The organism is Bradyrhizobium icense (genome assembly GCF_001693385.1).
Taxonomy (GTDB): Bacteria; Pseudomonadota; Alphaproteobacteria; order Rhizobiales; family Xanthobacteraceae; genus Bradyrhizobium; species Bradyrhizobium icense.
Map to the genome: position 1 here is coordinate 1,651,954 of NZ_CP016428.1, position 12,454 is coordinate 1,664,407.

At 55.3% G+C, this 12,454-nt stretch carries 13 protein-coding genes; 6 read left to right on the forward strand and 7 right to left on the reverse strand.

The annotated features are described in order from the left end of the window. Positions 1–14 precede the first annotated feature (14 nt). The 5 genes from LMTR13_RS07880 to LMTR13_RS40375 all read left to right on the forward strand — a co-directional run bounded on the left by LMTR13_RS07880 (position 15) and on the right by LMTR13_RS40375 (position 4,616). On the forward strand, positions 15–674 hold the full coding sequence (locus LMTR13_RS07880; RefSeq protein WP_065727404.1) for an SOS response-associated peptidase: 660 nt from the start codon (positions 15–17) through the stop codon (positions 672–674). Positions 675–742: 68 nt separating this feature from the next. Next, the gene (locus LMTR13_RS40365) at positions 743–1,702 is read left to right on the forward strand and encodes an outer membrane protein (RefSeq protein WP_156795483.1); all 960 of its coding nucleotides are present in this window, start codon (positions 743–745) and stop codon (positions 1,700–1,702) included. Positions 1,703–2,020: 318 nt separating this feature from the next. Continuing rightward, positions 2,021–2,122, forward strand: a complete 102-nt coding sequence (locus LMTR13_RS43520; RefSeq protein WP_197521027.1) for a hypothetical protein — start codon at positions 2,021–2,023, stop codon at positions 2,120–2,122. A gap of 834 nt (positions 2,123–2,956) precedes the next feature. After that, positions 2,957–3,652 (forward strand): recombinase family protein, encoded by a 696-nt coding sequence (locus tag LMTR13_RS40370; protein ID WP_065727406.1) that lies wholly within the window; start codon positions 2,957–2,959, stop codon positions 3,650–3,652. Next, entirely contained in the window at positions 3,624–4,616 is a 993-nt protein-coding gene (locus tag LMTR13_RS40375; protein WP_197521028.1) for a recombinase family protein, read from the forward strand. The genes LMTR13_RS40370 and LMTR13_RS40375 overlap by 29 nt, the downstream gene beginning before the upstream one ends. 281 nt (positions 4,617–4,897) lie before the next feature. On the opposite strand, the gene LMTR13_RS40380 is transcribed toward LMTR13_RS40375, so the two are convergent. The 6 genes from LMTR13_RS40380 to LMTR13_RS07915 form a co-directional block, all read right to left on the reverse strand. Beyond that, the gene (locus LMTR13_RS40380; protein ID WP_156795485.1) at positions 4,898–5,473 is read right to left on the reverse strand and encodes a thermonuclease family protein; all 576 of its coding nucleotides are present in this window, start codon (positions 5,471–5,473) and stop codon (positions 4,898–4,900) included. A gap of 139 nt (positions 5,474–5,612) precedes the next feature. After that, a complete protein-coding gene (locus LMTR13_RS38780) occupies positions 5,613–5,873 on the reverse strand; it encodes a hypothetical protein (protein ID WP_083218856.1) in 261 nt (86 codons plus the stop codon). Between the two features lie 555 nt (positions 5,874–6,428). Further along, positions 6,429–7,040 (reverse strand): GFA family protein, encoded by a 612-nt coding sequence (locus tag LMTR13_RS43525; RefSeq protein WP_083218857.1) that lies wholly within the window; start codon positions 7,038–7,040, stop codon positions 6,429–6,431. Further along, positions 7,037–7,930 carry a 3-methyl-2-oxobutanoate hydroxymethyltransferase gene (gene panB, locus LMTR13_RS07905; protein WP_065727409.1) on the reverse strand — a complete coding sequence of 298 codons (894 nt, stop codon included), beginning with the start codon at positions 7,928–7,930 and terminating at the stop codon, positions 7,037–7,039. Before panB ends, LMTR13_RS43525 begins: the two co-directional genes overlap by 4 nt. A 269-nt stretch (positions 7,931–8,199) precedes the next feature. Further along, entirely contained in the window at positions 8,200–9,015 is an 816-nt protein-coding gene (locus tag LMTR13_RS07910) for an amidohydrolase family protein (protein WP_065727410.1), read from the reverse strand. A gap of 310 nt (positions 9,016–9,325) precedes the next feature. Then, positions 9,326–10,153: a dienelactone hydrolase family protein gene (locus LMTR13_RS07915; protein ID WP_065732511.1), complete on the reverse strand. Its 828-nt coding sequence runs from the start codon at positions 10,151–10,153 to the stop codon at positions 9,326–9,328. A 324-nt stretch (positions 10,154–10,477) separates the two neighbouring features. Between LMTR13_RS07915 and LMTR13_RS07920 the strand changes: the two genes are divergently transcribed. Beyond that, a complete protein-coding gene (locus LMTR13_RS07920) occupies positions 10,478–11,308 on the forward strand; it encodes a GlxA family transcriptional regulator (RefSeq protein ID WP_065727411.1) in 831 nt (276 codons plus the stop codon). Between the two features lie 89 nt (positions 11,309–11,397). Here LMTR13_RS07920 and LMTR13_RS07925 read toward each other — a convergent pair whose 3' ends face one another. Next, on the reverse strand, positions 11,398–12,000 hold the full coding sequence (locus LMTR13_RS07925) for a LysE family translocator (protein WP_083218859.1): 603 nt from the start codon (positions 11,998–12,000) through the stop codon (positions 11,398–11,400). Positions 12,001–12,454: the final 454 nt, after the last annotated feature.

Genomic DNA, 12,454 nt, shown 5'->3' on the forward strand with positions numbered 1-12,454 from the left:
TATAGGTACGGGCTGTGTGTAACCTCTATTCAATCACCACCAACCAGGAAGCCATCCGCGCGCTGTTTCGAGTGATGAATCGATACGTCGGTAACCTGCCGCCCATGCCGGGCGTGTTTCCAGACTATCCCGCACCAGTCGTGCGCAATGCCGATGCCGAGCGCGAATTAATAACGATGCGTTGGGGAATGCCGCCGCCACCGCGAACGGGCGGGCCACCTGTCACGAACATCCGCAACACTTGGTCGCCGCACTGGCGCGGCTGGTTGAAGTCGGACAATCGGTGCTTGGTGCCGTTCAACTCATTTGCGGAGTATGCGCCCGACGTGAATCCCGAGACGAAGAAGAAGGACGTAGTGTGGTTCGCGCTCAACGAAGACCGTCCGCTATGCGCTTTCGCTGGCATCTGGACTGAGTTCAGGGGCGACCGGGGAACGAAGTCAAAGCCGGTCCCTGGTCCGCATCTGGTCTATGGCTTCCTGACAGCTCAGCCGAATGCGGTGGTTGAACCGATTCACCCCAAGGCCATGCCGGTGATCTTGACGAGTGACGAAGAGCGCGACGTCTGGATGCGCGCGCCTTGGGATGAGGCGAAGGCGTTGCAACGACCGTTAGCGGATGATGGCTTGGTGATTGTTAGGCGGGGTGTGGATAAGGAAGACCAAGCGTCGTAACCCAAAGTCGCGCGCTTGCGCGCTCATCCCTAGACACGTAGCATCAGCCCACAACCAGGGGCTGCTTCATGTTCACTTATCGCACTGTTGTGTTTGCTTGCTTGTTCGCATTGCCGATGTTCAATGACGGAACTGCAAGAGCAGAATCATCCACAGACCGGATTCTAGCAAAGATGGCCGCTTTGGAGGCTCGCGTCGCCGCGCTCGAAAGCAAGAACAAAGAGTACAAGCGGGATGCAGAAGAAGCGCGCTCGCAGGCTCGCGCCGCAAGCGCCAGACTCGCTAAGTTTTCGAATACGCCCATTCCTAACGTCGCATCGGTGATGGCCTCGACGAGTTACCCTGCCGAGCGAACGGCTTCCGGTTGGACAGGGGCGTACTGGGGAGCGTCTGCCGGCGGCGCGGCGACCCGATCAAGCGTGGTTTCCGCCCAGCGAGACGTGCAGGCATTCCCGAGCAACCCACCTCCATTAAACGTGAACGGTTACGACGTTCTTGGCCGCGCTTCGGCGAGCAATGGCGGGGGAGTTATAGATGTGTTTGCAGGATGGAACGCGCGGCTATCGAAAATCGTCGTCGGCGGTCAACTTGAAGCGACTGCCGCCGAACTTAGTTTTAGTTCGAATGGCTCAAGGGCATACACATACTTTGACGCTAATGGGACAACAGGTTTAACTGCCAACGGTGATTTTCGCCCACAAGTCGCGTCTCGCTGGATGGCGTCGGCGCTGTTGCGCGCGGGCGTTCTTTTGAACGAACAAACCCTAGTTTATGGCATCGGTGGTTGGACCGGCGCGCAATTCGAAGCCCGTAACCTGACCGACAATCCCCTTTACCAACCGGTCGAAACCTTTTGGGCGAATGGCTGGACCGGCGGGCATCGAACGGCAACTCGATTCAAATTGGAGCGTCAGGGCAGAATACAGGTATACGAGTTTTGGGATCGTCCGAACCAGCGATCACTTCAACTCCCAATTCGTCGGGCCAATTACCGGTCTACAATCGAGCCAACGTCAAACGCAGTTTGACCAATCAATGCAATCGGGCCGCATAGGATTCGCCTATGCGTTTAATCCGCTTCGATAGCCAAGCGGGAGTTTCAGATGATCGGAAGTTTCGCGATACTGTTGGCGTCCACCTTGTACGTCGCCGAAGTTCGCTCTGAAACCGCCGACGCGAAATATCGCGGCCCGGTTGATCTAAGACGTTCGCCTGCACCGACACGCCGCGCTCTTCGTTCATCCAGCGGGTTTGTTACGACAAGGCGCAAAGCTACATGCTGATCAACCTGCGTAGCACGTTTTATCATTTACTGCGAATTACCCGTCGCTATATACGACGCGCTAATGGCCGCGCCATCGATGGGGCAGTTCTATAATGCAAATATCAAGGGAAGCGGCAAAGATGGCCCGTTCGATTGTCGGACTCACCGGGTCCCGAGTTATTGAATTGCCATGCACTACTTACGGCGTATGCGGGCACGCATTAAGCTGGCGACTAGAAGTGCGCTGGATGGCCTCAGCGTGCTTTTCGCTATCACATTATTCTTTTGCCTAATTCAATCAGCGCACGACGGAATCGTGAATAGAAATCGCGAGTTCGATAAGGACAGGTGGTGGTATCCGATCTTCCGGATGGTCCAGCCTCCAACGAATTAGTTTGCGGCCACTTTGTGTGGCCGCAGCCTTCGCGCGAGCCGCCAAAGGCTAGGTTATCAGCAAGTTGTCTGGACCATTCCGCCTACCCGCCTTGACTGGCAGTTTATTGGCGGAGAAATGGTCGTCGTCGTTCCCTGCACATTGACCACAGCGGGTGCCGGCGGCTCGACATATTGTGGTCCCCTGAAAGCGAAAGTAGGTATTTTTCCGTCAGATGGACCGCATTGGTATGTCATGGAATACCAAGTGAACGGTCCTGGGTTGGTATCGGCCAGCAAGCCGCCTGCATGGCTTTCACTATCAAGAACTTGGTACGGACCGGCGCACGCCTGAGCGGCCTTTTGCAGGCAGTCAGCCGAGGACGAGTTACATTTTGCCGTGCTGACGGGGCGCCCCGATGGGCCGATGAAGGAGGTATTGGTTGTTTCCATACATCCCGACAGACCAACCGCCACAATAACAAGCCACAGGTACCGCACGTTCGCCCCCTGTTGCCTCTTCCCAAGGGAATTGTCTCGCAACCAAAGGGCGAGATCAAGCAAAACCAGTAAGATAGTTGCTTGCACCGGAGCTGGTTCAGGGATTGAATGTTCTCGAACAGATTGACCGGGGAGCGAGCCTCACATGGGCAACGCACTCGTCATCCGCCGCGACACGCAACTGGCAAAAGCTCAAAGGGCGTTTCACGCGGCGCAGTATGTCCGCATGAGTACGGACCGACAGCGCTATTCAATCGAAAACCAAGCTGTCGTGATCGCGGCCTACGCCCAGACGCACAATCTCACAATTGTCCGAACATACCGCGACGAAGGTGAAAGCGGACTTAAACTGAAAAATCGAATCGGCCTGATCCAACTGCTTGACGATGTCCAGTCCGAGCGCGCCGACTTTGATCATATCCTTATCTACGACGTTAGCCGATGGGGCCGATTTCAGGACACCGACGAAAGCGCTTACTACGAGTTCATTTGCAAACAGGCCGGGATCAAAGTGTCGTATTGCGCAGAGCAATTCGAAAACGACGGCAGTATGGTGTCGAGCATCGTTAAGAACATCAAGAGAGTGATGGCGGCCGAATACAGTCGTGAACTCTCGGTAAAGGTTCACGCCGGAGCTTGTCGCTTTGCAAGCATGGGCTTTAAGTCAGGTGGCCTCACTCCGTATGCTCTGCAGCGAGTGTTAGTGGATGAAGAGCACCAGCCGAAGGGAATCCTGAGAAAGGGAGATCGCAAGTACATCCAAACGGATCACGTCAAGTTTACAACCGGGAGATCTGAAGGAAGTGACAGTCGTGAAGTGGATCTTCCGTCGGTTCGTTGATGTGAAATCTGAGAAGGCTGTCGCCCGCGAGCTAAATCGACACAGTATTCCTCCGTGCTCTGGGGAACGCTGGACGGGTCCCAAAATAACGCGAATTCTCAGGAACGAGAACTACATCGGAAACATCATCTACAACCGCCTATCATCGAAGCTCGGAACAAAACGCGTTAAAAATTCTTCCGACAAGTGGGTCCGAAGCGAAGGCTGCATTGAGCCGATCGTTTCGGTGGATGATTTCCTTGCCGCAAGAAAGATCATAGCAGAGCGCCGCGTCGATGGCTTAACCGAAGGAGAGATGTTGGCGCGCTTGCGGCGAACACTGAAAAAGGAGGGGCGCCTTACCCCGACGATCATAAGCAAGACGGTTGATCTTCCGAGTCACCATGTCTACAGGGCGCATTTTGGCACCATGCGTAACGCGTACAGATTGGTCGGTTATCTGCCCGAACGGAACTTCGAGTATATGGACAGCCGATGCATGTGGCTTCATCGGCTGTCTGAACTCCAATCGCAGGTTGCTACACAAATCAAGAAAGCGGGAGGACAAGTTGTCCTCAATGGATTAGCCGATGGCTTGCGAGTAAACGGGATGGTTAACATCTATTTCCGCATAGCGCAGATAGAACACCCGGCCCGAGATCACTATGCGCCGCGTTGGTTTATCCAGCGCCGCAATTTGCCCGATGGATGGATAGTCGCGATGCGACTAGCGGATCGCAGCAAGACACTGCTCGATTATCTGTTAGTGCCAACAATCCGCACCGATAGGAATACGATTAGGTTCTCCGAAAAGCTGCGCACCCGTTTCAGAATAGTTAGCTTCAAGACACCCGGGGCACTTGTTCGGTCCCTTAACCGACGCCTAGCCAGCTTGAACCCTGCCGCGCCAACCAAGCTAGGGCCGCCGAAAACACCGCGAAGAACAGGCCACCCCAAAAGATCGACCGGCCGCGCGCGGCGCTGACGGAGCGCAGATAGAGGATGGCGCCCAATATCTTGCCGTAGTTTTTTCTGAACTCGCCATTGAGCTTCGATATCTCAACGAGTTCCGAAGATTGATCGGACATTTGCGGCCTCCTGGAAATAACCCAGTGGCCTATAGACAACTGATTTGGGGGAAGAGTCAATTCAATTTCGGAAATTCAGAAATAGAAAAAACGAAAAGAAAGGCGCGAAGCCGATCGGCATGACCACGATGTTTCAGTACTTAGGCGCTCCCGCCTTAACGAGTCCGGTCGCGCCCGTTTAGCACCAGGGGCGCGGAAGCGTTGGGCAGCTAGTCGCGCCGCATACGAAGCGAACGGCCAAGCCTTCATTGATCAAGGTCGATCCAACGTCTACACCGTTGATTCGAAGCGTGCCGCAGCGGCGTCCGAAGTTGCAAGCATCTGTGCCTTCCGTACCGGGCGCGCACGAACACGCGACTTGCTGAAGGTCGGATCGGCCATTGCTGACAAGTTCGCGAAGCCGTCGTGTGGCGGCTTCGCCCTTTTGACGCTCAACTTCGCATCTGGCCCGGCTTCCCATTTCTGGCGCGTTGAAGCCAACAAGGCGGACGTTCGGCTTGCCATCCTCTAGACTGATCGTGTCGCCGTCTATCACGCGCACCGACAATGTAGTGGGTACGTCCGCCGGTCTCGCAGTTTTAGGTTTCAGCTTCGGCCATGCCTGAACAGCTACAAATCCAATCAGCACGCACAGAATGATCAGGCCAAAAAAGTAACGCGAGCCATGCCGTCGCGGTATCGCATCGGCAATCACTTTGAATCGCGTCGGCTTGGCCCTTTTTGTTCGACGAAATTTGTAAATGTTGTCGGGCATCTGCCAAGATTACGCACTGAGCGTTAATGCTAGATAAGCTTGGTGCAATCATTCTTTGGCATTGTCCAGCCGCGGAATTGCACCCCTTATTGATGTTGCTTCGCTGGCCAATCGATTCCGCCGCGAACGCCGATCTAGCCTACTGGGCTTTTCTGATTCTCTTTATGTCCAGACTTACAGAAGCGCGTTTTCGGTCTTGGTGAAATTGAATGCCTTCCGCTTCTAAGGCTCGCACTATTGCAGTCTTGACCGTTCTAATCGGCGTACTATGGCCAATTTCAAAACGTTTTAGCGTTGCAAGCGCGATATCGGCAGCCGCCGCTAAGTCGGGTTGAGTCCAATCCAGTAGGGCACGGGCCGCTCTTACTTGCGCTCTATCAACTTGATCTGGGTCAATCATTTCGCTTTACCCAAAACCGAGAACGCAGATTACCTAAAACAGGTAAAGCGTTCTCAATGCTAGTATCTCGTTTTGGCTGAAACTAAAAGGTGCTTCTGATATTTATAGAGCCATAGATTGTGAACTTGCATGCCAATGAAACTATGCACGGATGTTGCACGGAACTGCACGCAGTTTCGTGCTTCGTTCACGCAAATACGTGCCGAATAGCCAAAGTAAGGCCATGCAGCGGAAGACCAAGGAGCTAAAATTATTGAGCAAAATGGTGGACGCACAAGGGATCGAACCTTGGACCTCTCCCGTGTGAAGGGAGCGCTCTCCCGAGGTGGCCTGTTGGCCAACTGATAAGGAAATTATACAAAGCTTATCACTCATCTTGAGCTAGCGGAAAAAGCATCCCTAACGAATAGATGCCTTCTCGGGCCCAAAATCTCATATCTTATCTTTGACAGCGTCCGGATTTTCTCCATTGAAGATCTGAAGTTTTAGGCCCGAAGGATAATCTTCGGGAAAGCGAGTTGCCAGCGGCTTGCTCACCATCGTCGAGGTTCGGTTCTATGCGTCTGAACCTCTGAAGAAATCTGGCCACATCGCGCGCCACTTATCAATTAGGGTCCGGAAATCGGCAGGCGTACTTTCGTAACACTCAGGCTCCAGTACGGGCTTGATCCACGGCTGCGCACTTTTCATGAACAGCTGGGCAACCGGGACCAACCAGCTTGTTTCGTCCAACGTGCCGGCGCGAATGGCGGCTATATCCGGTCGTCCCTCCCGCTCACCGTACAGGGGCGCAGCGCAATCCCCACAGAACCACGTCGTGACCTGCTCCCCGGCTGCTGACTTACGGTGCCAACCCTTGGGTTTGCCGCGCAAGATGCTTAAGTGCCGCCTTTTCACCGGCATATTAAGTGCGAACGCACTGCCCGACGCAGTCTGACAATCGGTGCAGTTGCATGCGTAGAGCAACAAGGGGAACGCTTGTATTTCATATCGAATCGCGGTGCACGAACAGCCACCAGTCAACGGAAGCTTAGGAGAAGTCATGCTGTCTCGTTCTTTCCTTGCCCAAACAAGATAACGCCGGAAGTTCGGGTGCAGGGTCGGTTCGCTTCGCCTGGAGACGTTTGTGCAATCGCAACGACGCCGTGCGATGCCAGAATGCTTCATTGTAGCGAGCGATCTGAAGATGAGTTGGACGGCTTCCAGTTGGCGATCGCGTTACCAATGTCATCAGGCAGCGCATAACACTCTTGCGGTCCTGGAAAAGCGCCATCGCGCACATCCGTTGCCCAACGGGATAGTGCAGCTTGCAGGGATGTGAAGCCATCTAAGTAGGTGCGGACGAACTTTGGTCGATGGCCCGAGACCAAACCAAGGACGTCGTGAAACACCAGCACTTGCCCCGAGCAACTGGGCCCTGCGCCGATCCCTATGGTTGGGATAGCAAGGCTGTCGGTTACCCGAGCGGCAAGCTCAGCTGGAATTCCCTCCAACAGCAAAGCGAAGCATCCAGCGTCCTGCATACGGCATGCTTCGTCAAGAATGCGCAGCGCGTCACTGGCCGTCCGTCCTTGAACCTTGAACCCGCCGGTGAGATTAACGCTTTGTGGCGTGAGGCCTAGATGGCCCATTACGGGAATCCCGCAACTGACGAGAGCTTCAACCATTTCGACGCACCTGGCGTAACCTCCCTCTAGCTTCACGGCGGCGGCTCCGCGTTTTAGGAACCCACCGGCGTTGCGCAGTGTCTGTTCGACACTAAGCTGAAAGCTGAGGAAAGGGAGATCGGCAATTAGCAAGGCGCGGGGCGTTGTGCGAACGACAGCTTCCAGATGATGGTTCATCATCCCAATGCTAACTGGCAGCGTGTTATCAAAGCCAAGACAGACGTTGCCGACGCTATCTCCGACTAGGAGAACATCGACAATCGGGTCGGCAATGCGCGCTGTAACCGCGTCATAAGCCGTCGTCATGACGATGCGGCGCCCTTCCTGCTTCCAGCGATGCAGAACAGGAATGGTAACGCGTTCAAGAGGCGGATCCGATGCGTGGCTCATTCAATTGTCCCAATTGTAGCCAGTTCACGCTCGCGTGGAGGCCGTGCGTAGTTTCGGACGTATTGCAGCGGCCCACGAGGCAATGGAGTTATGCCACCGCGCTCGAAACGACAAACTTACTTGCACCTGGCGTAGCTACCATCGCGCGGATCGTCAGAACCATAGCAAGAGACTGTCCTGAAAAAAACAAATAGCTTTGAACTATCCGTTCAATAAGACCGATGGATCGCGCTTAGCCATGATCTCAGAGATTGCGCTTCAACAGCGTGTCAGAGCCGGAAGACGCGGCGAGCATTGCCGGATAGAAATGCAGCTCTTTGCGTCTCGGAGAGGCCCAAAGTGTCGATGCCTTGTAAGCATTGTCTTGGATGCAGCATTGGCCAGTTTGTTCCGAACATAACCCGTGTTTGTCCGACACCCTTCATCCATTCAACAAATTGCGAGGGAAGACGACGCAAAGCGTAGGCGGAGGTATCTACGTAGAAGTTCGGAAATTTGATGCTTAGCGTTGTCAACTCGTCCAGCCAAGGAAATCCGACATGCCCGCCGACGACGACAAGATCAGGAAAATCCAGAAGCACATCTTCGAGATAGGGAATTAGTCTGCCGACTTCCGATCTGCGCAAGGGACCCGTATGGCCAATTTGGGTGCAAAAGGGCACGTCGGCCTCGACGCAAGCGGCATAGATAGGGTAATATAACCGGTGATTGGGTGGCAAATCCCAAAGCCAGGGCACGATCCGCACTCCAACGAAGCGAGTGCCGTCCACCCAGCGGCGAATCTCCCTAACAGCCTCCATGGGTGAGTCCAGCCTGACAGTCGCAAGCCCCCTGAAACGGTCGGCGGCGACCTCTATTTGAGCTGCAACTTCTTCATTGCTGATCAGCGACCCCTCGGGTCCGTGCCATGCCGACAGTATGGCAATATCGATGCTTGCGTCATCCATGGCCGCCAATGTGAGTTCCACAGTGGTTTCGAAAAGCTGGTCGGAGTTCCTTCCAGTCCAACGCATCAGGGGTTCTAACCACGGCCTCCGGGCCATTCGCTCAGTTGTAACCTGTGCCCAAACATCAATTGCGCTCATGAGTAGATCCCTGATTCGGGTGGTACCAAAGCAGCCGTGTCAAATCTGACGGTACATAGCCTCCTGCATAGTCATCTCTGATGTGACCTGATCCGTTATGGCCGATCCTCAACGAACAACATGAGGGAGCAAAGACGTCAGCGGGAAGGAGATCGGTAACGGCGAAGCGTCAGCAAAGCACCGGTTTGCCAGGATGAATGGGCAACTGCCACTTGCGCTAGTGGCGCATGCTTTGGCAGAAGTGGAGGTACAACACGAAGCAATCCTCATCGACTTCGAAGAACGAAGAGCTACTGCATCGTGTTAGGCGTCAATTTCGTGAGGGTTTTAGACGCTGCCGAAAGAACGCGAGAATCTCGTCTCGGGCTGCGAGGGTTGGTTGTCCCGCTTCGTCAATCAGATGGACCGTTACCACACTGTGAGGAGTCGCCACAAACTGTTCGAAGAACGGTGGCTTGGGTCCGGTATTTGCAGCCGTGTCAGGCAAAATGCGACCGATGAAGCGGTCGCCAAGCGCGGCTTGGTAGGCGGCGAACCGTTCAGCGCGGCAGAACGAATCGCCCGCAAATCGGTAGCCAAGCACGGTCAGATCTTCTCGTTCCAGTCTTGCCCGTACTTGCGTCAAATCTTCAGGTGAGCTTTCAAGTCCACCGGGATTGTCCAGAGGGAGAGAAGGCTGAGACACGACAGGGGCCAGCAGTGCTGGTTCTAGCATCATGTTCAGCGCGAAGTTGCCGGTGAAGCACATCCCGATAGCGCCGACACCTGGTCCACCGCTTTCGCTATGCGCAAGCCTAGCAAGTGCGCGTAACCAGTGGGAAACCGGACTTGATAATCCCCCGCCAAGCGCACGGAATTCAGCACTTACGCACGCGCGTCGGAAGACGCCGGCAGCAGTCTCCGCGTCTGGAACATCGCCGTCCTTCCCGAAAAGCGAAGGCATGTAGACGCGAAAGCCGGCGTCGCGAACCCAGCGAGCGAATCGTGCGACATGAGGGCTGATTCCGGGCATCTCAGCCATCACGATGACACCCGGTCCGTGGCCCGAAACATAGACTGGCTTTGTCGCACTCTGTAACGAGACGTCTCGCCGGTCAAAGTCGGCCAGATCGTCTGGCTTCAGCAGCTTATCGCTCATGTTATTCTCCGGAGAAGGTTGCGCGAACGCTATTTCCCGGGCACTACTTTCGACAAGTGTCAATAATGACATTAACCGGGCCAATTTTGCCATGCCATTGATTGACGTCCTTGTTCTGGAAGGCGCCTCTGCGGCCAGTGTCGCGATTACTTTTGAATTGATCGGAGTAGCTAACCGCATTTGTGCAGGAGCCGGCCGGGCCCCTGCTTTGACGTTAGGATTACTGGCTCCGGGGCGGAGTGGGCAACGAAGCTCGCAAGGCAGTCGACGGGACCGGTGTCTGATGCGCCAGCGGACGTGGTGATCTTGCCAGGGCTGGCTTGGATGGATGAGCAACTCGTTCGCGAGGGATTGCAACGGCCGGACGCCGAATTGGCCAGACAGGCTCTGCATGCTGCCTTTGAATCGGGAGCGGAAATCGCAGGTTCCTGTTCGGCAGTGTTTCTAGTTGCGAGCACCGGGCTACTGGATGGCCGTCGTGCAACCACGACTTGGTGGCTCGTACCTTTGTTTCGTCAACTCTTTCCAAAGGTGATGCTCGAAACGGATGCGATGGTGGTTACCGATGGTAGCTTAACGACCGCGGGTGCCGCGATGGCTCAACTGGACCTAATGCTCTCGATTATTGCCCGGTACGCTGGGCCGGACCTAGCGGACAGCTGTGCCCGGGTTCTGTTGCTGGACCAGAGACAATCACAGTCTCGGTATATGGCGGTGTCCTTTCTCGCCGCCGCCGATGAATGCGTTTCCCGTGCCGAGCGCTGGGCGCGTGCCAGACTGCATCAAGCCTTTTCAATCTCCGACATCGCAAAGGCTGTGGGGTTGGGTGTCAGAACTTTTGCGCGCCGATGCGAGCGTGCTACCGGGCTTCCACCGGTCAAATTCGTCCAAAGGCTGCGCGTTGAGAAGGCGTTGGAGCTCCTGCAGACCACACGGCTCAATCTCGACGAAATCTCGCAGCAGGTCGGGTATGCGGAATCGTCTACGCTTCGCAAGCTGTTGCATCGGGAGAGGAGGCTGGACGTGCAGGCATCGCGCGCCGGCCCCAAGCATGGAGAGGCAGCCGCGCATTCCAAGACCCCCAGGAAGAGGCCGCCTTCGCGCCGTAAGCGGCTTCCGGCAGACGCTCGTATGCAGGACCCAAGAACCGGCTGAAAGCAATAGCTCCCGCTACTAGGGTACGAGGCCCCCATTCCAACGGTGCTCATTAGTCACAAGAACGTCTGTCCGGATGACTCTGTCCATCAAACAAACATCAGGATAACCGAAGCCGCAAGCAGGAATCCCATCACGCGATTGAATATGCGAGCCGCCGACTCGTTCTTCAGCACTGTCTGGAGAGACGAGCCGAGGAGCAGCCAGGTCAGCAGACTTGGAATGCAGCAAATCAAGAACAAGACTGCAAGATATGCCGCGTCGAGTGCTACGCTAGACGATCCGGGGTTAAAATAGGTGCCGATTGCGCCAGCGCCTACGACCCATGATTTGGGGTTGACCCACTGAAATAGCGCGGCCGAAATAGGTCCGACGATAGTTCGCTCATTGTCGTTCTTTACGTCGGCAGTCGCGATTTTCCATGAGAGCCAGAGCAAAAAGGCTGCACCGACAGCCTTCATCACGAGCAGGCCGGGATCGCTAGCTAGCAGAGTTTGCCCTAGGCCGAATCCCAATGTGAAAATGAGCGTAGCCATTCCAGCGGCGACGCCCAGCAAAGTAAGAAATCCGCGATAGAACCCTCCGACAACTCCCGCCGCCGCCACCATGAGATTGCTCGGGCCTGGAGTGAATGCTGAGACGATCGAGAAGCCAACAAAGCCAATCATCTCCTGGTGAGTCATGTTGATCATCAGAGTACCATCCCGGCGCTGCTGCGGCCGTGGTTTGTCATGTCCAGAGATTACGATGCAAGAACTCGATGACCGGTTATTGTCGTTGCTCTGTCGATAGTCCGAACGTTCGTTGTCCGTCGAGGCTTATCTACTTCGGGGCGCCAAGGGGCGTACCCAGAGTTTGGGTGCGCAGGACACCGCAAACCAGCATCCTCGTTCATGCCATCTGAGCGACCAGCAACATAGTGAGCCGTTTCACTCGCGAAGATGCCGCCTTAAGAGGGCCGAAGAATCCCCTACGAATTTTGTTGTCTCGACCGAACTCAACCACATCGATGCTATCGGCCAGAGATGAGCCGTCAGCTAACACTTCTTGCAGCATCGGGAGCAGCGTGCTTCGGTGCGATGAGCGGCTAATGTCGCAAAGCGTCGGAGAGCCGAACGCTAGCGAACGACAGCTTGGACAATTCAC

Excerpts from the sequence above, each read along its gene's own strand:
- LMTR13_RS40365 (WP_156795483.1), top strand. The coding sequence starts at position 743 with ATGTTCACTTATCGCACTGTTGTGTTTGCTTGCTTGTTCGCATTGCCG.
- LMTR13_RS43520 (WP_197521027.1), top strand. The coding sequence starts at position 2,021 with ATGGCCGCGCCATCGATGGGGCAGTTCTATAATGCAAATATCAAGGGA.
- LMTR13_RS40370 (WP_065727406.1), top strand. The coding sequence starts at position 2,957 with ATGGGCAACGCACTCGTCATCCGCCGCGACACGCAACTGGCAAAAGCT.
- LMTR13_RS40380 (WP_156795485.1), bottom strand. The coding sequence starts at position 5,473 with ATGCCCGACAACATTTACAAATTTCGTCGAACAAAAAGGGCCAAGCCG.
- LMTR13_RS38780 (WP_083218856.1), bottom strand. The coding sequence starts at position 5,873 with ATGATTGACCCAGATCAAGTTGATAGAGCGCAAGTAAGAGCGGCCCGT.
- LMTR13_RS43525 (WP_083218857.1), bottom strand. The coding sequence starts at position 7,040 with ATGAAGCATTCTGGCATCGCACGGCGTCGTTGCGATTGCACAAACGTC.
- panB (WP_065727409.1), bottom strand. The coding sequence starts at position 7,930 with ATGAGCCACGCATCGGATCCGCCTCTTGAACGCGTTACCATTCCTGTT.
- LMTR13_RS07910 (WP_065727410.1), bottom strand. The coding sequence starts at position 9,015 with ATGAGCGCAATTGATGTTTGGGCACAGGTTACAACTGAGCGAATGGCC.
- LMTR13_RS07915 (WP_065732511.1), bottom strand. The coding sequence starts at position 10,153 with ATGAGCGATAAGCTGCTGAAGCCAGACGATCTGGCCGACTTTGACCGG.
- LMTR13_RS07920 (WP_065727411.1), top strand. The coding sequence starts at position 10,478 with ATGGATGAGCAACTCGTTCGCGAGGGATTGCAACGGCCGGACGCCGAA.
- LMTR13_RS07925 (WP_083218859.1), bottom strand. The coding sequence starts at position 12,000 with ATGATCAACATGACTCACCAGGAGATGATTGGCTTTGTTGGCTTCTCG.